Below are 25,813 nucleotides of genomic sequence, written 5' to 3' on the forward strand. Positions count from 1 at the left end.
AAAATGAAAGCACTAGTTTATCGAAGCGTAGCAACTTCTTTATTTAAAGCAGTTGAAATAGATGCGATTTCTCGGGAATTTTCAAATAGAAATAAATTAAAAAATATTTCAGGGCTACTTATTTATCATAAGAATTATTTTTTTCAATGGATTGAGGGTGATGATTCTGATATATATTTCTTATACCAAAAAATTAAAAAAGATAATCGGCATCAATACTTTAGTGAAATATTTTTTGCTGATATTTTGGAAAGAAAATTTAAGGACTGGGGGTTATTAGCAATTCATAGCGAAACTATGGTTGATAACCATGGTAAATTTGATCATGAATTTTTAGATAGTTTTGTTAATTGCCCAGATTCAATGCTCATAAGTAAATTTATATCAATATCCAACTTGGTTTAATTACCACTTATCTGAATAAATTAAATTAACTGTTGTTTGAGTCGATTGCCAGCCAATAACTCTTATGCACCAACGACTTCCGTCACATTGATCTGGTCTTCCATAATCTAGAGATATGGTTCCCGTTGGTTGACTTTGTCCCGATACTAGAATTCCTGCTAGTGTTTTGTTGTACGAATTTGTCCCGACTTGATTAACAAAATAATTTGAAAATATAGTGAGCATTGGACTTATGTTTGCGTGGTGTGCGGCCGCGCTGCAATCAATATTTCCAAATGTAGAAATTGCTATAGTTGTTTCTCCTGTACTACATCTTATAAATACGCTATTGATATAGCTGGTAATTGTTTTTACATTTGCGGCAATGGCTGTATCTCTGCTGTTATTTATATAGTTTTTATAAATTGGTACAGAAATAGTTGTTATTATTCCAATAATTGCGATAACAATTATTAATTCCATTAATGTAAAACCTGATTCACCCTCTTGTTTTTCTTGCATTTTTTTATTTAGTTTAGTAATTGTGATTTATTTAATAAACCATTGATTTATATAGGTTTTTTTTCAAAAAAGATTGACTTTTATTCTTTGCTTGCCTTCGAATACTGTATTAGTTTACTTAATTAATTGGAATTATTGAGACGTTTTTTTATGGTTTGATTAACCCCGTGAGCTGGGAACTCATTAACGCAATTCAATCGTCTTATTAGAAACCGTAATGCGCTCGGCTCGCATCTCATCTGGCTTACTACGATTCACATAGCCCTCTACAGTGACCTGGGCACCATCCGCAATATCCGTTTTGAGTAAACCCCGATTTTCCATCCGAAAGGGTGGGGCTAATACCGCAATCCATTCTTTGCCATCCGCACTTAACTTAATAAATCCATGCGGGTGTTCATAGCCATTTTGTATGACCTTTCCCGAGAGTTTGATTAATTTAGTCTGCTCATACTCCGACCAGCCATGGTGGGCGATCGATGGCAAAGCAACTAATAGTGAAAGACTCAACAAAAGACCACGAAGCAAAAAGATCAGTTTCATTTTTTTATTCCTTGAATTTAATCGCCATATATTGATCTTAGCAATAAAGTTTATGGCGACCTCATAATCGGGCACAGGTCAGCCTTAGTCAAGCGTCCAAATTAAAGCTTCTAAGGCGTAGGTCGCACGTTCGAATCGTGCTGGGCAGGCCAAAACTATAGTACGTTCAACCCTTTTCTTTAACCGCTGTTAATTTGTTGTGCTCACGAACAATTTGGCAAAGAGTTTTCATGTTGGATAAAGTGGGTTTGACCCGTTTTTCTTTAATCAAAATGCCCTTTTCAGACGTCAGTTTTAGTTTTGGAAGGCCCATGACTCGGTCACACAAAAACCCGCAAACTGCGTCGGCTATGTGGGGCTGTTGATCTAAGATAATTCCAAACGCAAGGGCTGGTAAAAACAAAATTTCTCCACCTTCAATCACGCTTACTGAGGCAGACCTTGTTTCGCCATCAATTAAACCAAATTCACCAACATATTGACCAGGATTTAGCGTCGCTAGAACCTTATTTGTGCCGCTGATATGGCCACTAAAAATATAGACCTGGAGTTTTCCTGACAGCAGCACATAGAGCCCATCGGACTTATCACCTTGATTGAAAAGATTGACCCCCTTTTCTATTTTCCGAGTTTGCGTTACCGACATGATGTTCATCAGGTCCGGCGCTGACAGGCCAGTGAAAAAGGGGATGTTATCAATTGGAGAGGACATAGTTAGCTACTCATTAACCTGATTAATAGAAATTTTTCGGATGACCTCAATTCCTAATGCGTGAGATTGGGGGCTAATAAAACGAATGTGTTCCAAAAAGTACAGCCTACCTTTATCTGTCTTGACCGATGCAGCCGCTTCTGGGTTCGTCAATTGCCATTCTTCTGAAAGTCGCTCACCTAAAATTTTTCCCCTAGCTGGAAGAGTGCTAGCAAGTAGGTCAGATTCAACCAAGAGCATTGACATGCAATCACTATGACTAAAGCTATCAGCCATATCAAATTTACTGACGAGTGTTGGAAAAAATCTTGGATCTGTTGCCAAGATAAATGGCTCGACGGTACTTTGGATATTTTTTCGATTAGAAGAATCAATCGATATTTGCCCCATAAATGCATCAATCATTTCAAGAGATTTCTTTTCAAGCTCAAAAGGGTATTTGTTCATACTACCATCGTGACCAAAATCATGACAGATTGCGCAAAGCAAAAGAATCAAAGAATCATGGTCAGACATTTTCCATGTTGATAGATTGTCTAAGGGCGGCGAAATATCATTTTGTGCCTTGAGTAATTCAGTCATTGAAAGGCACACTTCTTTGAAATGGCCGCGATTATGGTATTTGGGTTCAGGATTCACGCTAAACGCTAGATCTTGCGCCTTTGCAAATTGAATGCAAATATCTTTTATGGTCGGCAAGTGAGAGGTTTTGCTCGCCCAAAAGGCCGTTTCAAGAAGATTTTTGATCCAAGCCTCAAAAGGTTGCTTATCCAAGCTAAGATCGGCAAAGGTTTTTTCAAAATGACTAAGGGATTTCCCTATGAAATTTTCATAGTCTGAAGCGCTTTTATCATTCGGCACCATTTTGGGGGATCACCTAGCTAGAAAAGTCATAAATTTAGTGCATTATGATCAAGGAAATAATTATCCCCAAAAAACCCCAATTAACAACAACTAAATTCTGGCACACGAGGCAGACGAAATGAGCATGACAACATCTTTTGCAAAGCTTAATCTCCGTACAAAGCTGATTATCGGATTTTCAATCGTTATTACTTTTGCAATTGTTATATCAGGTGCATCCTTTTATGCAATGAGCACTTTAAATAATAATGCAAAAACAATGTATGAAAAAGATCTTATTGGCGTTTCTTTACTAAGATCTTTAAATCGAGATATCAATGTTATTGGTCGAACTGTAAATAGAATAGTGTTGGCTGAAAATTTTGGCGATGATGCTGCCGTCGGAAAAGGTAAAGAAGCTATCGCCAAAGTTAAGGTTGATTTATCTGCAAATTACGAAAAATCAAAGGGAACTGTTATCAGGCCTGAAGTAAGGGCTCGTTTAGATAATGTTGGTTCGTTAATCCAAGATTTTTATCGTAGCGTAGATGCAATTATTGCAGCAGCTGATGGCAAAGGCGGCGCAACAAGCGCTTATAAAATAATTAGTGGCAAAGATTATCAGGATCTTTTGGGAAAGGTGACTGGCGAAATTCGGGAACTTGGTACCTTAAAAGCTGATGGTGCTGCAAAAAATCAGGAAAATGCTGAGGCTCAAGCAGCGTTTCTCAAAAGCTTGATTGCCGGGTTGCTTATTGCTGCGATTATCTTATCAATTTTTGTAATTTATTTGGTCAACAAGTCAATCTCTGAACCTATCACTAACTTACAAAGTTCCCTGGCGGATTTGGCTTCAGCAAAACTTGACACAGTAGTGAAAAATACTGATTACACCAATGAAATTGGTCAGATGGCTAAAGCAGTTGCAGAGTTACAGATTAGCTTGCAAAAAGCAGATAAATTAGCTGTCGCGGATCGCGAAAATAATCGCAGAGCCCAAGAAACTACCAAGCAAATTGGTGAGATTATTTCGTCTGCTGCAGGTGGTGACTTCACTGCTGCTGTGCCATTGCAAGGTAAAGATGGCTTCTTCCTAGAAATCTCTAATCAAGTCAATAAATTGATTGAGACTTCGCGCAATGCATTTAAAGCTATTTCTAAAAATGCTACTAACTTAGCCGCGGCTTCCGAGGAATTATCTGCTGTAAGCGTTCAAATGAGTTCAAACGCTGAAGAGACTAATGCTCAGGCTGGATCTGCAGCCTCTGCTGCAACGCAAGTAAGTAGCAATATGCAGACAGTTGCTACAGGCGTTGAAGAGTTAAGCGTTAGTATTCGCGAGATTTCATCCAATGCGATTGAAGCTTCTGCAGTCGCTACTCAGGCCGTGAATGAAGCGCGCACCACCGGCGATACGATGAGTAAGCTTGGTGTGAGTAGCCAAGAAATTGGAAGTGTTCTTAAAGTCATTTCCTCGATTGCAGAGCAAACAAACTTACTGGCTCTGAATGCGACTATTGAGGCTGCTCGTGCAGGTGAGCTGGGTAAAGGCTTTGCGGTAGTGGCAAATGAAGTTAAGGAGCTCGCAGGCCAAACATCAAAAGCGACTGAAGAAATTAGTGAAAAAGTAATCAATATCCAAAATGATGTGAAGGGTGCAATTGATTCGATCACTTCAATTTCCGGGATCATTAACAAGATTAATGATATTTCTGGAATTATCGCAAGCGCTGTAGAAGAGCAGGCGGCCACCGCTAATGAGATTGGAAGAACTGTGGCTGAGGCAGCTTCTGGGAGTACTGAGATTGCTAAGAACATCGATTCTGTTTCTTCAGTATCTCGAAGCACAACAGAAGGTGCTAATAATTCTCAGCAGGCTGCCCGTGAACTTTCACAAATGGCTACCGAATTACAAGGTCTTGTTAATAAATTTAAGGTAGAGGCCTAAGAAATCCGGGACCTAACTTATTAAAAGTCAATATCCAATCAAGAGATATGGATAATAACGATCAAATCTTAGACGAGTTTTTGCTCGAGGCGCAGGAAATTTTTGATCAACTTGATCTCGATTTTGTTGCCTTAGAGCAAAATCCGGATGACAAGAAGTTGGTTGGGAATATCTTTAGGGCCATGCATACCCTTAAAGGTAGCAGCGGGTTTTTTGCCTTTCATCGTCTTGAAAAAGTAGCCCATTCGGGTGAATCTTTGCTGAGTAAAATTCGTGATGGCGCATTAGCGCTTAACGAAGAAATTACCGATGCGCTTTTAGCAACCTCGGATCGTTTGCGTGAGATCGTCGCTAATATTAAAAAGCAGCGCAGTGAATCTGTGGGTGACGATTCTGAATTGATTGAATGGCTTAAGTTCTTAACGGATGGTGGTAAAGCCTTTCCAAGAACAGGAAAAGAGGATGCTGCTAGTTTCGTCGCCTCGCCATCACCAGAGCCAGCTGCCGTTATTGAAGCAACTCCTCAAGAAACAAAAGTGGTCCAAACTTCTAATAAAGAGGTTAGCCCTTTGCCCAGTACCGATGTACCTGAGCCTGTAGATTCTAAAGAGAGCCCCGAGCCTGAACGCTCAACAGAAATTGCGGCTCCAATAAAAGTGAGTGTTGAGCTTTTAGATAAGCTCATGAACCTAGTAAGTGAGATGGTTTTAGCTCGTAATCGATTATTGTCTTTTGCAAGAACAAGTGGGGATTTAGCGTTTAATAACACCGTTCGGAGAATTGATTCAGTGACGCTGGAGTTGCAAGAGCGCATGATGAAAACACGCATGCAGCCGATTAGTCAGGTTTGGACTAAGTTTCCAAGATTGGTCAGGGATATCGCGCAAGAAACTGGTAAGAGGGTAGAGCTAATTCAGATTGGCGCTGAAACCGAGCTAGACCGCACTTTATTAGAAGGTATTCGTGATCCCTTAGTACACATCATCCGCAATAGCGTGGATCACGGTATTGAGTCTCCTAGTGAGCGTGCGGCAAAAGGAAAGCCAGAGCAAGGTACTGTAAAGCTACGTTCCTTTCATGAAAATGGCCACGTTGTCATTGAGATTGCCGACGACGGTGCCGGGATCAATGTGCCATTGGTTGCTAAAAAGGCGGTGGAAAAAGGACTTGTGACACCTGAACGCGTGAGTAAGCTCACTGAACGTGAAATTATTGATTTTATTTATTTACCGGGCTTCTCAACTAAAGACCAAATTACTAATTTGTCTGGCAGGGGTGTTGGTATGGATGTGGTACGAACCAATATCCAGGGAATTGGCGGTAACGTAGATATTGCCACTTCAGGCCAAGGAACCCGCTTACGTTTAAGTATTCCGCTGACCTTGGCGATCATGCCCGCTGTCTTTGTGCGCTGTAAAGAGTACAGCTATGCCATACCGCAAGTTAATGTCTTTGAAATGTTGCGCTATGAACCCAAAGAGGGCGTTCCTGGCGTGGAAGATTTTTATGGAGTGCCCGTATTTCGTTTGCGCGATAAGCTCATCCCACTTGTTTTCTTAAATCATCAACTCAAGTTAGATGAACAACCTACACCAGTTGATCAGCCTTTAAACATCGTGATTGTTCAGGCCGCTGGCATTCGCTTTGGTATCGTTGTTGATGAAGTGCTGTATATGCAAGAGGTTGTGGTTAAGTCCGTAGGACCTTTACTTAAAGGTACCCCTGTGTATAGCGGCAGTACGATTTTGGGTGATGGACGCGTTGCGCTGATTTTTGATATTGCTGCTATTGCCGTGCGCTCTGGAATTATTGCTAAGTTAGCAGACAATCAATTCGAGCAGGACATATCCACTGCGATTGGTGCCAATACGGATGAGCAACAAATGCTCTCATTCGATTTGCTTGGCTTAGAGAGAATGGTCATGCCACTAGATGCCGTTGATCGCTTAGAGATGATTGCTGCCTCAAAAATTGATCGACGTGGAAATGAGGCAGTGGTGCTTTATGGTAAAAAAATTATGAAGCTGATTCCATTAACAAACTATGTTGAGGGTGCAACTCATAAGAGCTTATATGGCGATGAAACTGTGCCAGTAATTGTGCATTATCACAAGGGCCAACCTATTGGCTTTATCGTCAAGAAGGTTCACAACATTGTTAATGTTCCGACTCAATCGGTGATGATTACCCAACCACAGCGCGGAATTATGGGTAGTGTAATCGTGAATGATGCCGTTATGAGCATTTTGAATGTACAAGAAATTTTAAGTTTAAGTGGGATGGGCCCCTTTAATGACCCTAACTTTGTGCATGATGAAGAGTCAGTAAACGTTGCACTTGCGATGAACGGGGAAGTTAAATGAGTCGTTCTGGCGCCTACGCAACTTTTTATGTCGGCAATCTTTTTTTTGGGATTCCGATTGCCATTGGTGTTGAAGTAACCAAGGGGCAAGAAGTTACCCCTGTCCCATTGGGGCCAAAAGAGGTTGCAGGATTTTTTAATTTACGTGGCCATATCGTTACAGCGATCGATATGCGTGTTCGATTGGGTCTAGAAGCAAATGTGGATGGACCTGATACGGTAAGTATTTTCTTTCAGGATCAAGATTCATTATTTGCGCTGATGGTTGATCGTGTTGGGGATTTCACAGAGGTTACCGAAGCAACCTTTGAAGAAACTCCAAGTAATTTAGACCCTAACGCAAGAGAGCTGATTGTTGGGGTGCATAAGTTGGCAGATAAATTACTGCTGATATTAGATACCCAGAAGATTGTTTCCGGCATATCCCTAGTACAACACTAATTTTAGTTTAGACAGTTTGGATAAAGTTCGCGTACTCATTGTTGATGATTCTGCCGTTATGCGCAAAATCATAGCAAGCGCTTTACAAAAAGATCCCTTAATTGAGGTTGTTGGTTTTGCTGCCAATGGTTTACAAGCAATTGAGGCTGTAAAAACTTATTCTCCGGATGTGATGACCTTGGATATTGAAATGCCGGAAATGGATGGGTTAACGGCGCTTCGTGAAATCCGCAAGACCAATAAGTATTTACCGATCATTATGTTTAGTTCCCTTACCCATCAAGGGGCTCAGGCTGCAATCATGGCATTAACCGCAGGCGCTAGTGATTATGTTGGCAAGCCTGCTACTTCGGCTGGCAGCATTGATGGCGCCTTTAAGGTGCTGGAAACCGAGTTAATTCCCAAAATTATTGGCCTTGCTAAACGTGTTAAATCACGCCAAGTAAGAGAGGCTAATGGGCCTGACGGTAAATCGCTCAGTCCAACCCCATCTCCCCGAACAAGTCCCAAAGAAGAGCCTACAAACCCCAAAAAGATAGAGAAAAGTTCGCTGAAATCCATTATTCCAGTAAAGCCAGTGCAAGCTATTTGTATTGGTGTTTCAACTGGCGGCCCCATGGCTTTAATGCAAATCTTTAGTCAAATTGCTACGCCAGTTAGCGTGCCAATTTTTATTGTTCAGCATATGCCACCTTCATTTACGGCATTACTTGCTGCACGCTTAAGTGCTGCTGGGGTCATGAGCATAAAAGAAGCTGAAGAAGGTGAGATCGCTGCAGTGGGAACTGGCTACATCGCACCAGGTGGATTTCATATGACCCTAAAAAAGTCTGGTACCAAAACTAGTATTCATTTAAATACTGAGCCACCAGAAAACTCATGCCGTCCAGCAGTGGATGTTTTATTTAGATCTGCGGCTGAGGTATATGGCGGCGGGGTATTGGCAGTGATGCTGACTGGTATGGGATATGACGGCCTAAAGGGTTGCGAGATAATCTCGGCCAAGGATGGACAGATCATTGCACAGGATGAGGCTACCAGTGTTGTGTGGGGAATGCCAGGAGCAGTAGTTCAGGCAGGATTGGCGAATGCGGTATTGCCAATAGAGAAGATCTCAGAAGAAATTGTATTTCGCTCTAGACAAGCCACTGCTTCCCGATAAATGTCTAAAGAATATCTTCCGCAGTTTTATGCAATGTTGGAAGAACATATTGGCATTTCCTTAGATGACACAAAGCAGTACTTAATTGAATCTCGTCTTTTGCCATTGAGTCAAAAAGATGGGCATCCAAATGTTTATTCATTTATTAAAGAGCTTGTAAAAGAGCCGGTTGGATCTTTGCATTGGCAGGCATTTGAAGCATTGACCACGAATGAAACCTCTTTTTTTCGAGATAGGCACGTATTTGATGGTCTTCAAAAACATATCTTGCCTATGCTTATTGCTAGTCGTAAAAAAGAAAAGACTTTGTATATCTGGAGTTCGGCAGTTTCTGCGGGACAAGAGGCCTACAGTATTGCGATGCTGATTCGTGAGAATTTTTCTGAATTACACGATTGGAGTATCCTGATTCAAGCGACTGATATATCTGAGTCGATTCTTGATAAAGCAAGAGCCGGAATATATAGTTCGTCAGAAGTAAAGCGTGGGTTAGATCAGCAATATTTGGATAAATACTTTCATAAGAAGGGTGAGGTGTATCAAATTCATCCTTCTATTCGGACCATGGTGAATTTTTTACCCCATAATCTTGTCGGTTCCTGGCCGTTCTATCCAAAGTTTGACTTGATTATGTTGCGTAACGTTTTGATCTATTTCAACCAAGATGCCAAAAATAAAGTATTGGAGAAGATGCATAAGCAGCTACACGGCCAGAACGGAGTATTAATTCTTGGCGCTTCGGAGTCAATTTATATGAATAGCCTATATAAAACGGTTCCATTAGAAAAAATTTCTTATTACCAAGTTAATTAACGATTAAGGGCATGCTATGGAGCAAACTAATATTTCAACAGAGCAAAGTTTGGCAAGCAATCAAAATATAGATCCTTTATTTGCAGCATTTTGCATTCTTGTTGTTGATGATAGTCGCACTCTTAGGCGAATTTTGATTCGTGAATTAAATTCGCTTGGGTTTCAAAATATTTTAGAAGCCGCAGATGGCGTAGAGGCAATTGCAACTGTTAGAGAGAAATCTATTGACTTAATGTTGCTCGATATGGAAATGCCAGAATTAGATGGCTTAGGTGTATTAAGCGAACTTAAGTCCGATGAGGTTTACAAATCCCTACCAATAATCGTTATATCTGGTGCCGAGCAGTTTGATAAAACTATAAAATGTATCGAAATTGGCGCTGAAGATTACCTACCAAAACCATTTGATCCAATTCTACTTAGGGCACGAATCTTTTCCTCGCTAGAGAAAAAGCGACTTCGAGACCTTGATCAAAAGCATCTTGAAATGCTTAATAAAGAAAAAGAGTTATTGGAATTTGAGCAGATGAAAACTGAAAAACTGATGCTCAATATCTTACCCAAGCCAATTGCTGAGCGATTAAAGAAGGGCGAAAAAAATATATCAGGCAGCTATCCTGAAGTAACTATTTTATTTAGTGATTTAGTAGGTTTTACAAAGATGTCTTCACAAAAATCAGCCGCCGATTTAGTGAAGCTTTTGAATGATTTATTTTCTAGATTTGACAAGCGTGGCGAAAACTTAGGCCTGGAAAAGATTAAAACGATTGGTGATGCATATATGGCAGTTGGCGGCTTACCAATTCCTCGCTCTGATCATGCTGAGATTGTGGCAGATATGGCATTAGGTATGTTTGAGGATTTGGCAGCCTTTAATGCAGAAAATAATGCAGAGTTAAACATGCGAATTGGTTTAAATTCAGGGCCTGTAGTGGCAGGAGTCATTGGTTTTACTAAGTTTTCATACGATTTATGGGGAAATACCGTCAATACGGCGAGTCGCATGGAATCAACATCTTTGCCTGGCAGGATCCAAATTTCACCAGCTACTCAAGAGGCTCTTAATGACAAATTTATTTTAGAGGAGCGTGAATTGATGGAGTGCAAGGGTTTGGGTCAAATCATGACCCATTTTTTGAATGGTAGAAAAAGTACATAGTTTTTATAATGAGCACAAAGATTGAATTTAATCAAACTTCAACATTGCGTTTGATGTCGGTTTTATGTCTGTGTATTTCTGATTTATGTCTGATTAAAGATCGGTGGCGATATTTTTTTGCTTTTTTTCCTTATGATGGTTTCTATTGAGTTGTTTCGTACAAAACTCTATAAGGCTCTATTGCATCATCATGAAACAACCGTTCGTATTGAAAAATTAGAAGCCTTAAAAGAGCACACCGCTAATCTGGCGTCGATTAAAAAGAGTCCTAAATAGCTGATTTAGCCTGATGCCCGAGAAGGTATTGAAATGAGTGTTATTAATTCCGCAAGGATAGCAATGCTTAAAAAGAGCTCTCCAAAAAACGAAATGCAATATTTTGTATACAAATCAAGAACTTCCTGATTTTTTAGCACCGTAATTTGCATGCCAATTTCTGGGTTTTTCATGTCTGTTATTTGCCAAAAACAAACTCCAGACCAGATAAGAAGGGCACAGGAAAGAGGACGAGCCAAACCCTCGGCACTGATAGTTATTGGGTATGGCTGCTTCGTTCCCGACCTGACCAGGTTGCCAAGCCACCATGCGAGGAGGCCCGTCCATCTTTATTGTAGCTCTTGCTAGAATTGCAATATGACTGCACTTGCACTAGCTCGTAAATGGCGCCCTAAAACCTTCACTGAACTGCTTGGGCAAGATCATGTGGTTAAAGCGCTGACCCATGCCCTCGATCAGGGGCGCTTGCACCATGCATGGTTATTTACTGGCACCCGTGGGGTTGGTAAGACCACGATCGCCCGCATCATGGCCAAAGCGCTTAACTGCACCGGGGCGGATGGCAAAGGACAGATGACCTCCAAGCCCTGTGGCAAATGCCAAGCTTGCACTGAGATCGATGCAGGGCGCTTTGTTGACTATATAGAGATGGATGCCGCTAGTAATCGCGGTGTGGATGAGATGGTGGCCTTATTGGAGAAGGCAGCGTATGCACCGAGTAGCGCACGCTACAAGGTCTATATGATCGACGAGGTGCATATGCTGACCTCGCATGCATTTAACTCCATGCTCAAAACCTTGGAAGAACCACCAGAGCACGTGAAGTTCATTTTGGCGACCACTGATCCACAAAAGATACCAGTAACCGTTTTATCCCGCTGTCTGCAGTTCAATCTCAAACAGATGCCCGTGCCAGTGATCGTAGAGCATCTGCAGGCTGTTCTTCAATCCGAGTCGGTCAGTACTGAAGTAAATGCCTTACGGGTTATCGCAAAGGCGGCGCAAGGATCGATGCGCGATGCACTATCACTTACCGATCAAGCCATTGCGTATGCGGCAGGCCCTGTCACCGAAGCAGCGGTACGCACGATGCTAGGCACGATTGATGATACGTACCTCATCAAGATATTGGATGCCTTACAAGCCAAAGATGGTAAGACCCTCAACGATATTGCAGAAGAGATGGGCTTAGGTAGCATGTCCTTCTCCCTTGCATTACAAGATCTGGCTAGTTTGTTACACAAAATAGCTACCGCACAGTTAGTGCCTAACTCCGTACTCGATGATTGGCCAGAAGCCAATGAGATTCGCCGCCTAGCTAAGGTATTTACCCCCGAAGAAACACAACTCTTTTATCAAATTGCAATTATGAGCCGCGCTGATTTATCGCTCGCCCCAGATGAGCAAGCCGGGTTTGCGATGGCACTCTTACGTATGTTGGCCTTTAAACCAGGCGGCAGTGGAGCGACTGGCATTGGTCCTACTAGCCCTTCATCCAAGGCTGCGGCCCCCAGCAATAAAGCCCCAGCAAGCACCGCCGCAGCTCCTGTTGCAGCGCCTGCCGTAGCTCCTGCCCCAGCGCCGGTTGTAACTCCTGCTAAAGCTGCTGCTACACCCAGTAAGGCCACAGCAAGTAGTCAGGAAGCACCCGATTGGCATGCGCTGATGAGAACCTTGCCACTGCGAGGATTGGCGCAACAACTGGCATTCCAAACCGAGTTACAGGAATGGCGCGATACCCCCGATGCCGTCTTGGTGACCATTACCACTGCCATGTCGCAATTAGCGACCACCGATGGTATTGCGCGTCTGGGTGAGGCATTAAAAGCACATTATGGCAAAGCAGTGAGGGTGCAATTAGGGGATGGCAAAGCGAGTCACACAGTAGCCAAGGTCGATGCACAGATCTATGAACAGAAAAAACTCAATGCTGAAGAGCAAATGGCGAAAGATCCATTCTTACAAGAGTTGGAGCGTGAGTTTGGGGCTAAGGTGGTCACTGGATCCGTGCGCCCCATATGATGGTTAATTGATTACCCTTTTTATACATTACAGAACACCATTGGAGATATAGACACCATGATGAAAGGCCAAATTGCAGGCTTGATGAAGCAGGCTCAGCAGATGCAAGAAAAGATGAAGCGGGCTCAAGAAGAGCTTGGCGCGATGGAAGTGACCGGTCAGGCAGCCAATGGTTTGGTCAAGATCACCATCAGTGGAAAGTATGAGATGAGGCGAGTGCAAATAGATCCAGCAGCAATGGATGATCGTGAGATGCTTGAGGATCTCATGGTGACCGCTTACGCTGATGCATTTAAACAAGCGGAGGCAGCAAGTCAGGCACTGATGTCTGGAGCAACCGCTGGTATGCCAATGCCACCTGGCTTTAAGCTACCTTTCTAAGATCGGGAATGAGCCGCTCAAACAACCGTCATGATGTACCGCAAGATGCATTAGCGCGCTTGGTGGAGGCCCTTAGAGTATTGCCAGGCGTTGGCCCAAAATCAGCACAACGGATGGCTTATTACTTGTTGCAACACGATCGCAATGGCGCAGCCGTATTAGCAGAGTCCTTAGGGGATGCTGTCCAAAAGATCGGGCATTGCCAGCGCTGCAATACCTTCTCAGAGCACGCGCTCTGCTCAACCTGCTCAGACTCACGGCGCGATCCTGCCTTACTTTGTGTTGTGGAAACCCCAGCCGATCAGGTGATGGTAGAGCAAACCTTGAGCTTTAAAGGACAGTACTTTGTATTAATGGGTCGCATCTCACCATTAGATGGGATGGGCCCCAAAGAGATACACTTCGATCGCTTACTGGATCGGATTGAGAAATCTGAGTTTGGTGGCCCAGTACGAGAGGTTGTGCTTGCTACTAACTTTACCAGTGAGGGTGAGGCCACCGCACATTACATTGGCGAGATATTAAAACTCAAAGGCATCAAAGCAACACGGATCGCTAGAGGTATTCCGGTTGGTGGCGAGCTTGAGTATGTCGATGCTGGTACATTGGCACGCGCTTTACTAGACCGACGATCAATGACATAAATGGAATGAATCATGAGCCGCATACCCCATATCTTAGTAAGCAATGATGATGGCTATCTTGCCCCAGGACTCTTGGCCTTGGTCAATGCTTTGCGACCCCTTGGCAAAATTACGGTTGTCTCGCCCGAGCAAAACCATAGCGGCGCATCTAACTCGTTAACCCTCTCTAGACCTCTGAGTATTCATCGGGTGGCAGGTGGGGAGCGTGATGGCTTTTTATTTGTGAATGGCACCCCTACCGATTGTGTACACATGGCTATGACCGGATTTTTGCATGAGAAGCCCGACCTCGTGGTCTCAGGTATTAATCAGGGCGAGAACATGGGGGAGGATGTGCTGTACTCGGGTACGGTCGCCGCAGCGATTGAGGGGGTAATGTTTGGTGTACCGGGTGTAGCGTTCTCGCAGGTCGATCGAGGCTGGGCTCAAATTGAGGATGCCGCTAACGCTGCACGCGATATTGTCGAGCAAACACTCAAAGAGCCTCTAGAGCGAGGCGATGGTATTGCTACCTTACTAAACGTTAATATCCCTAACGGAAACTATGAACAGCTCAAGCGTTGGCGTATCACGCGTTTAGGAACACGTCACCACTCGCAACCTGTGATTGTGCAGAAGAACCCACGTAACGAAGATATTTATTGGATTGGGCCAGCAGGTGAGGCACGAGACTTTTCTGAGGGAACCGATTTTCATGCGATTGCACAAGGATGTATCTCGATTACACCGATGCAATTGGATCTCACCAATCATGCGCGGCAAGCCAGTATGCGGTCCTCTGGCTGGGATCGTGGATGAAATCTCCCGAGCGCTACGCAGCCCATCGGCAAGACCTAGCCAGAAAGGTCCATGAGGCGGGCGTTAAGCACCCCAATGTATTGCAAGCAATTGCTACAGTACCTAGGCATCCCTTTGTGGATGCTGGCTTACATGCACAAGCCTATGAGGATTCTGCATTACCCATTGGTCATCAGCAAACCATCTCAAAGCCATCGGTAGTAGGGCGCATGATCGAGTTACTCCACAAGAACAAGCAACCCCTTGGCAAAGTATTGGAGATCGGTACGGGCTGTGGTTATCAAGCAGCAGTGCTAAGTCTCTTAGCAAAAGAGGTGTACTCGATCGAGCGGATCCGTCCTTTACACGATCTGGCCCGAAATAAGTTACGCCCCTTTCGGATTGCCAACCTGAGACTGATTTATGGTGATGGCATTCGTGGCCTGCCACAAGCCGCTCCCTTTGATGCCATTATTCTGGCAGCTGCTGGATTGGGGGTGCCTGACCCCTTACTTGATCAATTAGCCATTGGCGGACGCTTGATCGCCCCGGTCTCTAAAAGCGAGACCGAGCAGCAGCTCTTATTAATTGAGCGGGTGAGCTCCCACCGTTATCAAAGGACCGCACTTGATGAGGTCTTTTTTGTGCCCTTACAATCAGGGGTGATATGAGTAAATTAGCGATCCCCCAATACCCACTTATTTTGCCTACTGACGGACTCAGAGTATTGCTTGCTTTGGCTGTGGCATTTTGCCTTGCAGCATGCTCGACTCCACCGCGTACCAAGCAAGCGACCATTACCGATCGCAGTAGCACCATCGGTGCGACCACCCCAGTGCTCGAAGCGGCGGCCCCAGGCTTTTATCGAGTAAAGCGCGGTGACACCCTCTTGCGGATCGCCTTGGATAACGGGCAGTCTTATCGCGACATCGCCGCATGGAACAATATTACAGACCCCAATCTCATTGAAGTTGATCAGCTTTTGCGGGTGAGACCACCGCCAGGTCCACGCGTGAGCACCAAACCCATTGAACCCCTAAAGCCTGCCGATAGTAAAGATGCGAAGGCCGCTGCTGATAAAAAAGCAGCACCCAAGAAGGTGGAAGAAAAAGAAGTAACGGAAGCAAAAGCCGATGCTGTGGATCCTCCAATTAAACTTTCTTGGCCTGCCAAAGGAAAGGTCGTAGAAGAGTTCAGCGAGGGTAAAAATAAAGGCATCGATATTGCCGGTAAATTGGGCGAGCCGATTCAGGCTGCTAGCGATGGCAAAGTGGTCTATGCCGGTAACAGTCTTCGCGGTTATGGCAATCTCGTGATTGTGAAGCATGACAACACCTACCTCACAGCGTATGCCCACAATCGTAGCCTCTTAGTGAAAGAGGGTGACTCGGTTCGTAAGGGACAACGTATTGCAGAGATGGGCGACTCCGACGCCAATATGGTGAAGCTACATTTTGAAGTGCGCCTCAATGGCAAACCTGTCAACCCGATCCAATTCTTGCAGTAATTGATTTGGCTAAAACCATTCCCAGCATCTTAGTTTTTGATATTGAGACCGTACCGGATGTGGCGGGTCTGCGGCGTCTTAATAATGATCCGGATTCTCGCAGTGATGCCGATGTGGCGAAAGCCGCTATGGATGCTCGCGCTGCACAAACTGGTAGTGATTTCTTACCACTGTATTTACAAAAGATCGTCGCAATCTCCTGCGTCATTCGCAGAACCACTAAAGACGGTACCCCTCAATTCAAGGTTGGCAGTCTTGGCCAGATTGGGGATGATGAAAAAACAATTATCCAGGCATTCTTTGAGTTGATTGAGAAATACACCCCCCAACTAGTCTCTTGGAATGGCAGCGGCTTTGATCTGCCGGTCTTGCATTATCGTGCGATGCTCAATCAAGTTGCAGCGCCGCGCTATTGGGAGATGGGTGAGAGTAACGATAGTGATAGCAAAGATTTCAAGTGGAACAACTACATCAATCGGTATCACATGCGTCATATTGATTTGATGGATGTCCTCGCCAAGCATAATGGTCGTGCCAATGCGCCCCTTGATGCCTTGGCAAAACTCTGTGGCTTCCCCGGAAAAATGGGAATGGATGGAAGCCAAGTATGGCCAGCATACCAAGCGGGACAACTCGAGCAGATTCGGCAATACTGCGAGACCGATGTTGTGAACACCTATCTTGTGTATTGCCGCTTCCAACAGATGCGCGGCGGTTTCTCGCATGCAGAGTATGAAGAGGAGCTTGATTTTGTTAAACAGCAACTCACTCAGGAGGCAAAGCAGGGTAAAGCGCCTTGGCCAGAGTATCTTGCTGGCTTTGCACAATAAGCATCAGATTGCATGACCCTGTTTTTAGCCTGAGTCAATTGTGACCAGAACCCCAAGATTAATTTCACATCAAGAGTCTCCCGTTGTTATTGTGGAAGCCCTTGATCTGGATGCCCAAGGCATTACCAGGCTAAGCGACGAGAACGGCCAACCGGGCAAAGTTGTTTTTATCCGAGGCGCCTTACCCACCGAGCATGTGACCTACATCCTCACCCGGGATAAGGCCCGCTTTGCAAAAGCCAAGCTCCAACGATTGATTAAGCCAGCGGTTTATCGCACGCAGCCAAAGTGTAAAGTGTTTGGCATCTGTGGTGGCTGTAGCATGCAACACCTCGACTTTGCTGCGCAAATTGCTATCAAGCAACGGGTTCTAGAAGATGATCTGTGGCATATCGGCCGCTTAAAAGCGGAGGAGATCATGCGACCTATCGCAGGTCCGGCTTGGGAGTATCGCCACAGGGGACGCTTGAGTGTGATCGATCGCTCGATTAAGAAGGGTACGGTCTTGGTGGGATTTCATGAGCATCACAGCGCTTATGTGGCAGATATGAGTGCATGCGAGGTAATCCCCAAAACGATATCGGAACTATTGATACCATTACGAGAGCTCGTGGGCTCACTTAGCATTCGGGATCGAGTACCGCAAATTGAGTTTGCTGTGGGAGATAGCCCCAATACGCATGAAGACAGAACCAAGAAACATATCGCCTTGGTGATACGCCATCTCTTACCACTCACCAAAACGGATCTTGACACACTCGAAAACTTTGCCAAACAACATGAGCTTGGCATTTTGTTGCAAGCAGGTGGACCCGAGACCGCCAAACCGTTTTATCCGAGCGAGCAGCAAATGCTCTATCGCTTACCCGAGTTTGAGATTGAGATGCCATTCTTACCGACGGACTTCACGCAAGTAAACCATGCAGTAAACCAAGTCTTAGTTAGCAAGGCGCTATCACTATTAGAGATTAAATCCAATGAACGTATTATTGATTTGTTCTGTGGCATTGGTAATTTCACCTTACCAATCGCGACTCAAGCCAAGGAGGTCTTGGGGATTGAGGGCAGTGCAATCCTAAGCAAGCGAGCAATGCAAAATGCCATGCATAATCGTCTAGAGCAGAACACACGCTTTCAAGAAAGTAATCTATTTGAGACCACGGCAACAGATATCGCCAGCTGGGGCAAAGCCGACAAGTGGTTAATTGACCCCCCTCGTGAAGGAGCGATGGAGATCTGCAAAGCCATGCATGATCTTCCCAAAGACCATTACCCAAAACGTATTGTGTATGTATCGTGCAATCCCAAAACCCTCGCTAGGGATGCCGCCATTCTCTGCCATGAGCTCAATTACCGACTGAGTAAGGCGGGGATCATCAATATGTTCCCCCACACATCGCATATTGAATCGATTGCGGTGTTTGATCTGGGCCAATGAACCAATAAAAAGGGCGCCGAGGCGCCCTAAGAACAACAGCTGAACTAATTGCTATTAGTCGCGATCGCCACCAAAGATACCCAAGAGGGCTAAGAGGTTGGAGAAGATGTTGTAGACGCTCAAGTAAATGCCAAGGGTAGCAATCACATAATTGGTCTCGCCACCGTTAACAACACGTTGAACATCAACAAGAATGAAGGCAGAGAAGATCGCAATGGCCACGACCATCAAGGTCAACATCAAAGCAGGCATTTGTAACCAAATGTTTGCCAAGGAAGCCAAGATCATCAAGATCACGCCAATGAACAAAAACTTGCTCATGCCAGAGAAGTCTTTCTTTGAGACGGTTGCAATGGAAGCCATGACCGTGAAGATAGCCGCTGTGCCACCGAATGCACCCATGATCAAGGTAGCGCCATTGCTGTAGCTGCCTAGTGTCATACCGATCAAGCGGGAAAGCATCACACCCATGAAGAATGTGAATCCAAGCAACAGGACAACACCAAGTCCGGTATCTTTATTCTTTTCAATTGCCCAGAAGAACCCGAAGGCAACTGCTAAGAAAATGATGGCTCCCATAAATGGACTGCCTTCAAAGAAGGTAAAGCCCATCGCAACGCCTAACCATGCGCCAATGACGGTAGGCACCATGGACAATGCCAAGAGGGCATAGGTGTTTCTTAGGACACGGTTACGGGTCTGGGCGGTCGCAACTGTTGCGCCATTACCAAAACCATACGAGTTCAGATCACTCATTGAGTAGCTCCTTATAAAAGGCCCAACACGGGCTTTATAGGGACTAAGTATAGACAAAATGGGTAAAAATCAAGACCGCCTAAATATACCATTACGGAAATTATGGCTTATACGTAAGAAATTCAATGGCTTAGAGGGGGTTGATGGGGCTAAAACCCTAAAAACAACGTATAATTTCGCATCGCAACAGTTAGCAGTTGCCCCTTTTATTAAATCCTTATTACTGGAGTTTTTGCATGGCAATTCAGCGTACCCTCTCAATCATCAAACCCGATGCAGTCGCCAAGAATGTAATTGGCCAAATCTATGCTCGCTTCGAGCAAGCCGGTTTGAAGATCATCGCATCCAAAATGGCCCATCTTTCTAAGAATGAGGCAGAGCAGTTCTACGCTGTCCATAAAGATCGCCCCTTCTTTAAAGATCTGGTCAGCTTCATGATCTCTGGCCCTGTGATGATTCAGGTGCTTGAGGGAGAGAACGCGATTCTGAAGAACCGTGAGCTCATGGGCGCAACCGATCCCAAAAAGGCAGACAAAGGAACCATTCGTGCTGATTTTGCTGACAGCATTGATGCAAACGCAGTGCATGGCTCTGATGCCCCTGAGACCGCCGCCGTGGAAGTCGCATTTTTCTTCCCCGGGATGACCATTTATTCGCGTTAATCGATTGTCTTGAACACAGCCCGCACGAACTTACTCAACTTTGATGCTGCCAAGATGGCAGAGTACGTTGCGGGACTAAACGAAAAGCCCTTTCGGGCAAAACAACTGATGCAGTGGGTTCATCAGCGCGGCATCAGCGATGTCGCATTGATGACCGATCTTGCTAAATCATTTCGGACCACCTTGGCAGAAGATGCTGAGGTAGTGAGCTTGCCGGTGATCCAAGATCACTGGGCAGACGATGGGACCCGTAAATGGTTGCTGGATGTCGGAGCCGGTAATGCGGTAGAGATGGTGTACATCCCAGAAGATGATCGCGGCACACTCTGTGTCTCATCTCAAGCAGGTTGCGCAGTCAACTGCCGGTTTTGCTCAACCGGGCACCAAGGCTTTGCCAGAAACTTAACACCGGCTGAGATTATTGGCCAACTCTGGTTTGCAGAGCATCATTTGCGTCAAGATCCCAATGCTATCCGCCGTCTAGATGAAGATTGTGCGACTCAACAATCGGGCCGCGTGATCTCCAATGTGGTGATGATGGGAATGGGTGAGCCATTACTCAACTACGAGTCTGTATTAATCGCCTTGCGTCTGATGCTCGATGATCATGCTTATGGCTTATCGCGCCGCCGCGTCACAGTATCTACTTCAGGGGTAGTGCCGATGATGGATCGCTTGGCACAGGATTGCCCCGTCGCATTAGCGGTCTCCTTGCACGCTCCAAACGATACCCTGCGCAATGAACTGGTGCCGCTTAATCAAAAGTATCAACTCAAAGAGCTCATTGCCGCCTGCGATCGCTACCTACCATTTGCGCCCAGAGACTTTATTACCTTTGAGTACTGCATGCTCGATGGCGTGAACGATCAGGATCAGCATGCAAAAGAACTTATTCGTTTATTAAAGGGCTTGCATTGCAAGCTCAACCTCATTCCATTTAATCCGTTCCCAGAGTCAGGCCTAAAGCGCTCACCTCCAGCGCGAGTTAAAGAATTTGCCCAGATTTTGCAAGATGCACAGATAGTGACTACGGTTCGTAAAACCCGTGGGGATGATATTGCCGCTGCCTGCGGTCAGCTGGCGGGTGATGTGATCGATCGCACCAATCGCAATCAACGCCAAGAACGGGCAATGCGCAGTGAACATGTGGTGCAATGGCAGGAACGATAATAGAGAGATTATGAGTACGCCAAATCATTGTTTAGCTCCTTTACCCCTTGGGCCATTGGCTCGCAGGATCTCACGCCAATCCGTTGTAGCTTGGGGCGATCACAAGGTTAGTGTCGGTGGCGATGCACCGGTTCGTGTCCAGTCAATGACCAATACGGATACCGAAGATGCCATTGCTACAGCAATTCAGGTGAAAGAACTGGCTCGCGCCGGCTCTGAGCTAGTCAGAATTACCGTCAATACACCTGAGGCGGCAGCTCAAGTTCCTTACATCCGAGAGCAGCTCGATAAGATGGATGTCATGGTGCCCTTAATTGGGGACTTCCATTACAACGGCCATACTCTATTAAAAGACTATCCGGATTGCGCTAAATCTTTATCGAAGTACCGCATTAACCCCGGTAATGTGGGCAAGGGCGCTAAACGAGACCCTCAGTTTGCACAGATGATTGAGGCTGCATGCCATTACGACAAACCAATTCGGATTGGAGTGAACTGGGGCAGCCTAGACCAAGATCTATTGGCCCAGATCATGGACGACAACGCCAAACTAGCAAGCCCTAAGACCTCACAGGAGGTCATGATTGAGGCATTAATACAGTCTGCTTTGCAATCTGCTAGTAAGGCCGTTGAGTTGGGCATGAACCCCGACCAAATTACGCTCTCGTGCAAGGTCAGTGGAGTGCAAGATCTGATTGCAGTCTATCGTGATCTGGCACGTCGTTGCGATTACTCCTTGCACTTAGGTCTCACTGAAGCCGGTATGGGTAGCAAAGGGATTGTGGCATCGACCGCAGCACTGTCGGTCTTATTGCAAGAAGGGATTGGAGATACTATTCGTATCTCACTGACTCCTGATCCGGGCGCGCCCCGTGAGAATGAAGTGATTGTGGGGCAAGAGATTTTGCAAACCATGGGCTTGCGTAATTTCACGCCAATGGTGATTGCTTGTCCTGGTTGCGGTCGCACGACCAGTACCACCTTCCAAGAGCTGGCTGCTAAGATTCAGTCCTATTTACGCCAGCAAATGCCAGTCTGGAAAAAAACACATCCGGGCGTAGAAAACATGAACGTCGCGGTGATGGGTTGCATTGTGAACGGACCTGGCGAGAGCAAGCATGCCAACATTGGCATCTCTTTGCCCGGAACGGGTGAGACCCCCGCTGCGCCGGTGTTTGTAGATGGCGTGAAAGTAAAAACCTTGCGAGGCGAGGGTATTGCAGAAGAGTTCCAGCTGATAGTGGATGACTACGTCAACACGCACTATCGCTAATCAGTTTTATTCAATCATCAATCTCATGCAAAAGATCAGTGCCATCCGAGGAATGAACGATATGCTGCCAAGTCAGTCGGCAGCATGGTTGCACTTAGAGAGGGCTCTTTCTGATCTCACCCGCGCGTATGGGTACGAAGCGATTCGGACGCCAATTGTGGAATCAACAGCTTTATTCCAACGCGGGATTGGTGAGGTCACCGATATTGTGGAGAAGGAGATGTACTCCTTCGAGGATCGACTCAATGGTGAGCAACTGACTCTTCGTCCCGAGGGAACTGCAGCGATCGTCCGTGCCGTGATTGAGCACAACCTCATCTATGAGGGACCCAAACGTCTTTGGTACACCGGTCCGATGTTTCGGCATGAGCGTCCACAACGTGGGCGCTATCGCCAGTTCCATCAATTTGGCATCGAGGCCCTCGGATTTGCAGGTCCTGATATCGATGCAGAAATCATTCTGATGGGGCAGCGCCTCTGGGATGAGCTCGGCTTAAAAGGGGTACGCCTTGAGATTAACTCTTTAGGTCAAGCCGATGAACGAGCTGCGCATCGTAGCGCTTTGGTGAGTTACTTCACCCAATATCAGTCTCAACTCGATGAAGATTCACGACGACGATTGCAAAGCAATCCCTTGCGCATCTTGGATTCGAAGAACCCTGCCATGCAATCTCTGATTGAGGGTGCACCAAAATTACTAGAGTTCTTGGGTAAAGAGTCGCTCCAACACTTTGAGACCTTACAGAGTCTACTGAAAGCAAATAACATTCCTTTCAAGATCAATCCCCGCTTGGTACGTGGTCTTGACTATTACAACCTTAGTGTCTTTGAGTGGATCACCGATGCCCTAGGAGCCCAAGGCACGATTGCGGGCGGCGGTCGCTATGACCCCCTGATTGAGCGAATGGGTGGTAAACCTGCTCCTGCCTGTGGATGGGCTATGGGCATGGAGCGCGTGATTGAGTTAATGGGTATCTCAGAGAGCTTGCCAGAGACCGAACCCGTTTGTGATGTTTATGTCTTGCATCAGGGTGGCGAGACCTTAACGCAAGCCTTGATTGCTGCTGAATCCTTGCGCAGTGCAGGGGTCGATGTGATTTTGCATTGCCCACCCGATGGCCAAAGCAGTAGCTTTAAGTCACAAATGAAAAAAGCCGATGCCAGTGGCGCACAGTTAGCATTAATCATTGGTCCGGATGAGTTGGCCCGTCAGGAAGGGCAACTCAAAGATCTACGGGGTACCGGTGAGCAACGCGCCATTCCCCTGGCAGGGCTTTTGAGTGCCGTGATTGATGCCTTGGTTGATCGTTGATAATGCTGGGCATGGGCATCACTAAGCCCATGGGCATAAAATAGCCGTTTATTCAAATCCTTATACATACAGGCAGCACAGCACGATGGCACTCGATCTCGAAGAACAAGAACAAATTGCAAATCTGAAGTCCTTTTGGAATCGCTTCGGTAAATACATTATTGGCGTCGCAACGGTAGCCCTCTTTACATATGCTGCCATGAGTGGCTGGAGCTGGTATCAGCGCAGCCAATCGGCTGAAGCCGCAAAACTCTATGAGACCTTATTGAGCACCCTCAGTAAAAACGAGCGAGATAAAACATTTCTTGCTACTGATGACCTTCAAAAAAAATACGGTGGCACTACCTATGCAGCGATGGGTAGTTTGCTGGCTGCCAAGATTGCCTCGGACTCCAATGATCCTGCCAAGGCACAAGCGTATTTAAAGTGGGCTGCAGATAAAGCAAGTGATGATGCCTATCGGGCATTGGCGCAAATGCGATTAGTAAGTCTGTTGATCGATCAGGGTAGTGATGCGGCTATGAGTGATGCCGATCGAATTCTAAAAGGGAAGGCGGTCAAAGGATTTGAGCCCTTGTGGATAGAGCGGCGCGGTGATTGGTTCTTGGCCCAAAAGAAGACCACTGAAGCGCGAACCCAATATTTAGATGCCTGGAAATTACTCGAGAAAGATAAATCCTTTCCTGAAGACTCCAGGCGTCTCTTGAAGGTCAAGATCGATGCAGTAGGGGGTATGTAAGTGCAATTTGTGCGCACCGCCTCCGTATTATTGGTTTCGCTAACCCTCTTGGCCTGCTCCGGCTCATCAAAGGTTCGCAAGCCTGCTGATTTAGTGAACCTCACCAATCAGGTAGATTTGGTAGAAGTATGGTCTGCCAGTGTAGGTGGCTCTGTGCCTGCAAACTTTCGTCCCGTGGTGGCCGATGATCATGTCTTCGCTGCCTCCATGCGCGGCACCCTCAGTAAATTAAATATCCAGACCGGCAGAGTAGTGTGGGAAGTTTCTGTTCCAGAAAAGCTCTCGATTGGGCCTGGCTCCGATGGTAAAACCACGGTTGCTATCAGTAGCGAAGGTAATGTCTTTGCGTACGATGAGGCTGGCAAGAATATTTGGAAATCATCCATCGGTAGCGAGGTACTTTCCGACCCCATCGTCGCTGGCGGCATTGTGGTGATTCGGACCCTAGATAACCGTTTTATTGGCTTGGATGCCGCTAGCGGTAAGCGTCGTTGGATTTATCAACGTCAGCAATCGCCGCTGTCCCTAAGGGTCGGCTACGGCATGCTCTTGGTAGGTAATGATACTGTGATTACAGGTTTTGCAGGTGGTCGCTTTGGGGCGATGGCCCTGAACAATGGCGGTCTCATTTGGGAGTCCGCAGTTTCTTTTCCTAAGGGCTTCTCGGAGATTGAGCGTCTTAATGATGTCACCACTCGACCTAGCATAGAGGAAGGTCGTTTATGCATCGTCTCTTACCAAGGAAAGATTGGCTGTGCTGAGCTTCGCACCGGTAACTTAGTTTGGTCAAAAGATTTCTCGAGCTACACCGGAACAGCGCAAAGTATTGAGTTCGTCTTTGCTGCCGATGAGAAGTCACACGTTACTGCCTATCGTGCAAGCGATGGTGTACAGGTCTGGCAAAACACGCAGCTGACCTGGCGCGATGTGGGGGAACCACTGGCGATTGGTAAGGTAGTGCTGATGGGTGATAAGCAAGGTTATGTGCACCTCATTAATCAAAATAGTGGTGAGATGGTCTCGCGCATTCGGCATGACAGCTCCCCGGTGAGTGCCGCGCCGATTGCTGCTGGTGGCGTAATCATCATCGCCTCGCAGGGCGGCAAGATTGCTGCTTACCGTCCGCGCTAAGAACAC

26 protein-coding genes, 1 other RNA gene and 1 pseudogene are annotated in these 25,813 nt (G+C 45.9%); 22 read left to right on the plus strand and 6 right to left on the minus strand.

Annotated elements, in window-relative coordinates; translation table 11 throughout:
* Nucleotides 1–3: 3 nt before the first annotated feature.
* A complete protein-coding gene (locus NKE59_RS03690; RefSeq protein WP_353439630.1) occupies nucleotides 4–405 on the plus strand; it encodes a BLUF domain-containing protein in 402 nt (133 codons plus the stop codon).
* Here the strand turns inward: NKE59_RS03690 and NKE59_RS03695 are convergent, their stop codons facing one another.
* The 4 genes from NKE59_RS03695 to NKE59_RS03710 all read right to left on the minus strand — a co-directional run bounded on the left by NKE59_RS03695 (nucleotide 406) and on the right by NKE59_RS03710 (nucleotide 3,025).
* A complete protein-coding gene (locus tag NKE59_RS03695; protein WP_353439631.1) occupies nucleotides 406–906 on the minus strand; it encodes a prepilin-type N-terminal cleavage/methylation domain-containing protein in 501 nt (166 codons plus the stop codon). It abuts the gene before it with no gap.
* Between the two features lie 183 nt (nucleotides 907–1,089).
* Nucleotides 1,090–1,449: a DUF6152 family protein gene (locus NKE59_RS03700; protein ID WP_353439632.1), complete on the minus strand. Its 360-nt coding sequence runs from the start codon at nucleotides 1,447–1,449 to the stop codon at nucleotides 1,090–1,092.
* 166 nt (nucleotides 1,450–1,615) lie between these two features.
* Nucleotides 1,616–2,161 (minus strand): cyclic nucleotide-binding domain-containing protein, encoded by a 546-nt coding sequence (locus tag NKE59_RS03705; RefSeq protein WP_353439633.1) that lies wholly within the window; start codon nucleotides 2,159–2,161, stop codon nucleotides 1,616–1,618.
* A 6-nt stretch (nucleotides 2,162–2,167) separates the two neighbouring features.
* Nucleotides 2,168–3,025 (minus strand): hypothetical protein, encoded by an 858-nt coding sequence (locus NKE59_RS03710; RefSeq protein WP_353439634.1) that lies wholly within the window; start codon nucleotides 3,023–3,025, stop codon nucleotides 2,168–2,170.
* A 118-nt stretch (nucleotides 3,026–3,143) separates the two neighbouring features.
* Between NKE59_RS03710 and NKE59_RS03715 the strand changes: the two genes are divergently transcribed.
* From NKE59_RS03715 to NKE59_RS03745, 7 genes are all read left to right on the plus strand, one after another.
* Complete coding sequence (locus tag NKE59_RS03715; RefSeq protein ID WP_353439635.1) at nucleotides 3,144–4,952, plus strand: methyl-accepting chemotaxis protein; 1,809 nt, start codon at nucleotides 3,144–3,146, stop codon at nucleotides 4,950–4,952.
* A gap of 47 nt (nucleotides 4,953–4,999) precedes the next feature.
* Nucleotides 5,000–7,315: a chemotaxis protein CheA gene (locus NKE59_RS03720; protein WP_353439636.1), complete on the plus strand. Its 2,316-nt coding sequence runs from the start codon at nucleotides 5,000–5,002 to the stop codon at nucleotides 7,313–7,315.
* On the plus strand, nucleotides 7,312–7,755 hold the full coding sequence (locus tag NKE59_RS03725; protein WP_353439637.1) for a chemotaxis protein CheW: 444 nt from the start codon (nucleotides 7,312–7,314) through the stop codon (nucleotides 7,753–7,755). Before NKE59_RS03720 ends, NKE59_RS03725 begins: the two co-directional genes overlap by 4 nt.
* A 16-nt stretch (nucleotides 7,756–7,771) precedes the next feature.
* Entirely contained in the window at nucleotides 7,772–8,917 is a 1,146-nt protein-coding gene (locus tag NKE59_RS03730) for a chemotaxis response regulator protein-glutamate methylesterase (RefSeq protein WP_353439638.1), read from the plus strand.
* Complete coding sequence (locus NKE59_RS03735) at nucleotides 8,918–9,730, plus strand: protein-glutamate O-methyltransferase CheR (RefSeq protein WP_353439639.1); 813 nt, start codon at nucleotides 8,918–8,920, stop codon at nucleotides 9,728–9,730. It abuts the gene before it with no gap.
* Between the two features lie 16 nt (nucleotides 9,731–9,746).
* Nucleotides 9,747–10,889, plus strand: a complete 1,143-nt coding sequence (locus NKE59_RS03740) for an adenylate/guanylate cyclase domain-containing protein (protein WP_353439640.1) — start codon at nucleotides 9,747–9,749, stop codon at nucleotides 10,887–10,889.
* A 132-nt stretch (nucleotides 10,890–11,021) separates the two neighbouring features.
* Nucleotides 11,022–11,165: a hypothetical protein gene (locus NKE59_RS03745; protein WP_353439641.1), complete on the plus strand. Its 144-nt coding sequence runs from the start codon at nucleotides 11,022–11,024 to the stop codon at nucleotides 11,163–11,165.
* 226 nt (nucleotides 11,166–11,391) lie between these two features.
* Here NKE59_RS03745 and ffs read toward each other — a convergent pair.
* Nucleotides 11,392–11,489: signal recognition particle sRNA small type (gene ffs, locus NKE59_RS03750), an RNA gene on the minus strand.
* Nucleotides 11,490–11,522: 33 nt separating this feature from the next.
* On the opposite strand from ffs, the gene dnaX reads away from it, so the two are divergent.
* From dnaX to rlmD, 8 genes and pseudogenes are all read left to right on the plus strand, one after another.
* Nucleotides 11,523–13,187, plus strand: a complete 1,665-nt coding sequence (dnaX, locus tag NKE59_RS03755; RefSeq protein WP_353439642.1) for a DNA polymerase III subunit gamma/tau — start codon at nucleotides 11,523–11,525, stop codon at nucleotides 13,185–13,187.
* 57 nt (nucleotides 13,188–13,244) lie between these two features.
* A complete protein-coding gene (locus tag NKE59_RS03760) occupies nucleotides 13,245–13,568 on the plus strand; it encodes a YbaB/EbfC family nucleoid-associated protein (RefSeq protein ID WP_353439643.1) in 324 nt (107 codons plus the stop codon).
* 8 nt (nucleotides 13,569–13,576) lie between these two features.
* A complete protein-coding gene (recR, locus tag NKE59_RS03765) occupies nucleotides 13,577–14,212 on the plus strand; it encodes a recombination mediator RecR (RefSeq protein ID WP_353439644.1) in 636 nt (211 codons plus the stop codon).
* A gap of 12 nt (nucleotides 14,213–14,224) precedes the next feature.
* Entirely contained in the window at nucleotides 14,225–15,010 is a 786-nt protein-coding gene (gene surE / locus NKE59_RS03770; protein WP_353439645.1) for a 5'/3'-nucleotidase SurE, read from the plus strand.
* A gap of 26 nt (nucleotides 15,011–15,036) precedes the next feature.
* Nucleotides 15,037–15,660 (plus strand): annotated as a pseudogene (locus tag NKE59_RS03775) (protein-L-isoaspartate(D-aspartate) O-methyltransferase); the annotation flags it as partial.
* The gene (locus tag NKE59_RS03780; RefSeq protein WP_353439647.1) at nucleotides 15,657–16,496 is read left to right on the plus strand and encodes a peptidoglycan DD-metalloendopeptidase family protein; all 840 of its coding nucleotides are present in this window, start codon (nucleotides 15,657–15,659) and stop codon (nucleotides 16,494–16,496) included. The pseudogene NKE59_RS03775 and the gene NKE59_RS03780, both read left to right, overlap by 4 nt.
* Nucleotides 16,497–16,513: 17 nt before the next feature.
* Nucleotides 16,514–17,326, plus strand: coding sequence for a 3'-5' exonuclease (locus NKE59_RS03785; protein ID WP_353439899.1), 813 nt, complete (start codon nucleotides 16,514–16,516; stop codon nucleotides 17,324–17,326).
* Between the two features lie 40 nt (nucleotides 17,327–17,366).
* Nucleotides 17,367–18,764 (plus strand): 23S rRNA (uracil(1939)-C(5))-methyltransferase RlmD, encoded by a 1,398-nt coding sequence (rlmD, locus tag NKE59_RS03790; RefSeq protein WP_353439648.1) that lies wholly within the window; start codon nucleotides 17,367–17,369, stop codon nucleotides 18,762–18,764.
* A 54-nt stretch (nucleotides 18,765–18,818) separates the two neighbouring features.
* Here the strand turns inward: rlmD and NKE59_RS03795 are convergent, their stop codons facing one another.
* Nucleotides 18,819–19,520 (minus strand): Bax inhibitor-1/YccA family protein, encoded by a 702-nt coding sequence (locus NKE59_RS03795; RefSeq protein ID WP_353439650.1) that lies wholly within the window; start codon nucleotides 19,518–19,520, stop codon nucleotides 18,819–18,821.
* Nucleotides 19,521–19,756: 236 nt separating this feature from the next.
* Here NKE59_RS03795 and ndk point away from each other — a divergent pair, with 236 nt between their 5' ends.
* The 6 genes from ndk to bamB all read left to right on the plus strand — a co-directional run bounded on the left by ndk (nucleotide 19,757) and on the right by bamB (nucleotide 25,807).
* A complete protein-coding gene (ndk, locus tag NKE59_RS03800; RefSeq protein WP_353439651.1) occupies nucleotides 19,757–20,182 on the plus strand; it encodes a nucleoside-diphosphate kinase in 426 nt (141 codons plus the stop codon).
* Nucleotides 20,183–20,191: 9 nt separating this feature from the next.
* A complete protein-coding gene (gene rlmN, locus NKE59_RS03805) occupies nucleotides 20,192–21,352 on the plus strand; it encodes a 23S rRNA (adenine(2503)-C(2))-methyltransferase RlmN (RefSeq protein WP_353439653.1) in 1,161 nt (386 codons plus the stop codon).
* A gap of 10 nt (nucleotides 21,353–21,362) precedes the next feature.
* Nucleotides 21,363–22,625 carry a flavodoxin-dependent (E)-4-hydroxy-3-methylbut-2-enyl-diphosphate synthase gene (gene ispG / locus NKE59_RS03810; protein ID WP_353439655.1) on the plus strand — a complete coding sequence of 421 codons (1,263 nt, stop codon included), beginning with the start codon at nucleotides 21,363–21,365 and terminating at the stop codon, nucleotides 22,623–22,625.
* 25 nt (nucleotides 22,626–22,650) lie between these two features.
* The gene (gene hisS, locus NKE59_RS03815; protein ID WP_353439656.1) at nucleotides 22,651–23,937 is read left to right on the plus strand and encodes a histidine--tRNA ligase; all 1,287 of its coding nucleotides are present in this window, start codon (nucleotides 22,651–22,653) and stop codon (nucleotides 23,935–23,937) included.
* A gap of 85 nt (nucleotides 23,938–24,022) precedes the next feature.
* Nucleotides 24,023–24,676, plus strand: a complete 654-nt coding sequence (locus NKE59_RS03820) for a tetratricopeptide repeat protein (protein WP_353439657.1) — start codon at nucleotides 24,023–24,025, stop codon at nucleotides 24,674–24,676.
* On the plus strand, nucleotides 24,677–25,807 hold the full coding sequence (gene bamB, locus NKE59_RS03825; RefSeq protein WP_353439658.1) for an outer membrane protein assembly factor BamB: 1,131 nt from the start codon (nucleotides 24,677–24,679) through the stop codon (nucleotides 25,805–25,807).
* Nucleotides 25,808–25,813 lie beyond the last annotated feature (6 nt).

The sequence above is a fragment of the Polynucleobacter sp. UK-FUSCHL-C3 genome (assembly GCF_040409815.1).
Lineage (GTDB): Bacteria > Pseudomonadota > Gammaproteobacteria > Burkholderiales > Burkholderiaceae > Polynucleobacter.

What these genes read in the sequence shown, in the direction of transcription:
- NKE59_RS03690 (WP_353439630.1), top strand. Translation starts at nt 4, where the DNA reads ATGAAAGCACTAGTTTATCGAAGCGTAGCAACTTCTTTATTTAAAGCA.
- NKE59_RS03695 (WP_353439631.1), bottom strand. Translation starts at nt 906, where the DNA reads ATGCAAGAAAAACAAGAGGGTGAATCAGGTTTTACATTAATGGAATTA.
- NKE59_RS03700 (WP_353439632.1), bottom strand. Translation starts at nt 1,449, where the DNA reads ATGAAACTGATCTTTTTGCTTCGTGGTCTTTTGTTGAGTCTTTCACTA.
- NKE59_RS03705 (WP_353439633.1), bottom strand. Translation starts at nt 2,161, where the DNA reads ATGTCCTCTCCAATTGATAACATCCCCTTTTTCACTGGCCTGTCAGCG.
- NKE59_RS03710 (WP_353439634.1), bottom strand. Translation starts at nt 3,025, where the DNA reads ATGGTGCCGAATGATAAAAGCGCTTCAGACTATGAAAATTTCATAGGG.
- NKE59_RS03715 (WP_353439635.1), top strand. Translation starts at nt 3,144, where the DNA reads ATGAGCATGACAACATCTTTTGCAAAGCTTAATCTCCGTACAAAGCTG.
- NKE59_RS03720 (WP_353439636.1), top strand. Translation starts at nt 5,000, where the DNA reads ATGGATAATAACGATCAAATCTTAGACGAGTTTTTGCTCGAGGCGCAG.
- NKE59_RS03725 (WP_353439637.1), top strand. Translation starts at nt 7,312, where the DNA reads ATGAGTCGTTCTGGCGCCTACGCAACTTTTTATGTCGGCAATCTTTTT.
- NKE59_RS03735 (WP_353439639.1), top strand. Translation starts at nt 8,918, where the DNA reads ATGTCTAAAGAATATCTTCCGCAGTTTTATGCAATGTTGGAAGAACAT.
- NKE59_RS03740 (WP_353439640.1), top strand. Translation starts at nt 9,747, where the DNA reads ATGGAGCAAACTAATATTTCAACAGAGCAAAGTTTGGCAAGCAATCAA.
- NKE59_RS03745 (WP_353439641.1), top strand. Translation starts at nt 11,022, where the DNA reads ATGATGGTTTCTATTGAGTTGTTTCGTACAAAACTCTATAAGGCTCTA.
- dnaX (WP_353439642.1), top strand. Translation starts at nt 11,523, where the DNA reads ATGACTGCACTTGCACTAGCTCGTAAATGGCGCCCTAAAACCTTCACT.
- NKE59_RS03760 (WP_353439643.1), top strand. Translation starts at nt 13,245, where the DNA reads ATGATGAAAGGCCAAATTGCAGGCTTGATGAAGCAGGCTCAGCAGATG.
- recR (WP_353439644.1), top strand. Translation starts at nt 13,577, where the DNA reads ATGAGCCGCTCAAACAACCGTCATGATGTACCGCAAGATGCATTAGCG.
- surE (WP_353439645.1), top strand. Translation starts at nt 14,225, where the DNA reads ATGAGCCGCATACCCCATATCTTAGTAAGCAATGATGATGGCTATCTT.
- NKE59_RS03780 (WP_353439647.1), top strand. Translation starts at nt 15,657, where the DNA reads ATGAGTAAATTAGCGATCCCCCAATACCCACTTATTTTGCCTACTGAC.
- NKE59_RS03795 (WP_353439650.1), bottom strand. Translation starts at nt 19,520, where the DNA reads ATGAGTGATCTGAACTCGTATGGTTTTGGTAATGGCGCAACAGTTGCG.
- ndk (WP_353439651.1), top strand. Translation starts at nt 19,757, where the DNA reads ATGGCAATTCAGCGTACCCTCTCAATCATCAAACCCGATGCAGTCGCC.
- ispG (WP_353439655.1), top strand. Translation starts at nt 21,363, where the DNA reads ATGAGTACGCCAAATCATTGTTTAGCTCCTTTACCCCTTGGGCCATTG.
- hisS (WP_353439656.1), top strand. Translation starts at nt 22,651, where the DNA reads ATGCAAAAGATCAGTGCCATCCGAGGAATGAACGATATGCTGCCAAGT.
- NKE59_RS03820 (WP_353439657.1), top strand. Translation starts at nt 24,023, where the DNA reads ATGGCACTCGATCTCGAAGAACAAGAACAAATTGCAAATCTGAAGTCC.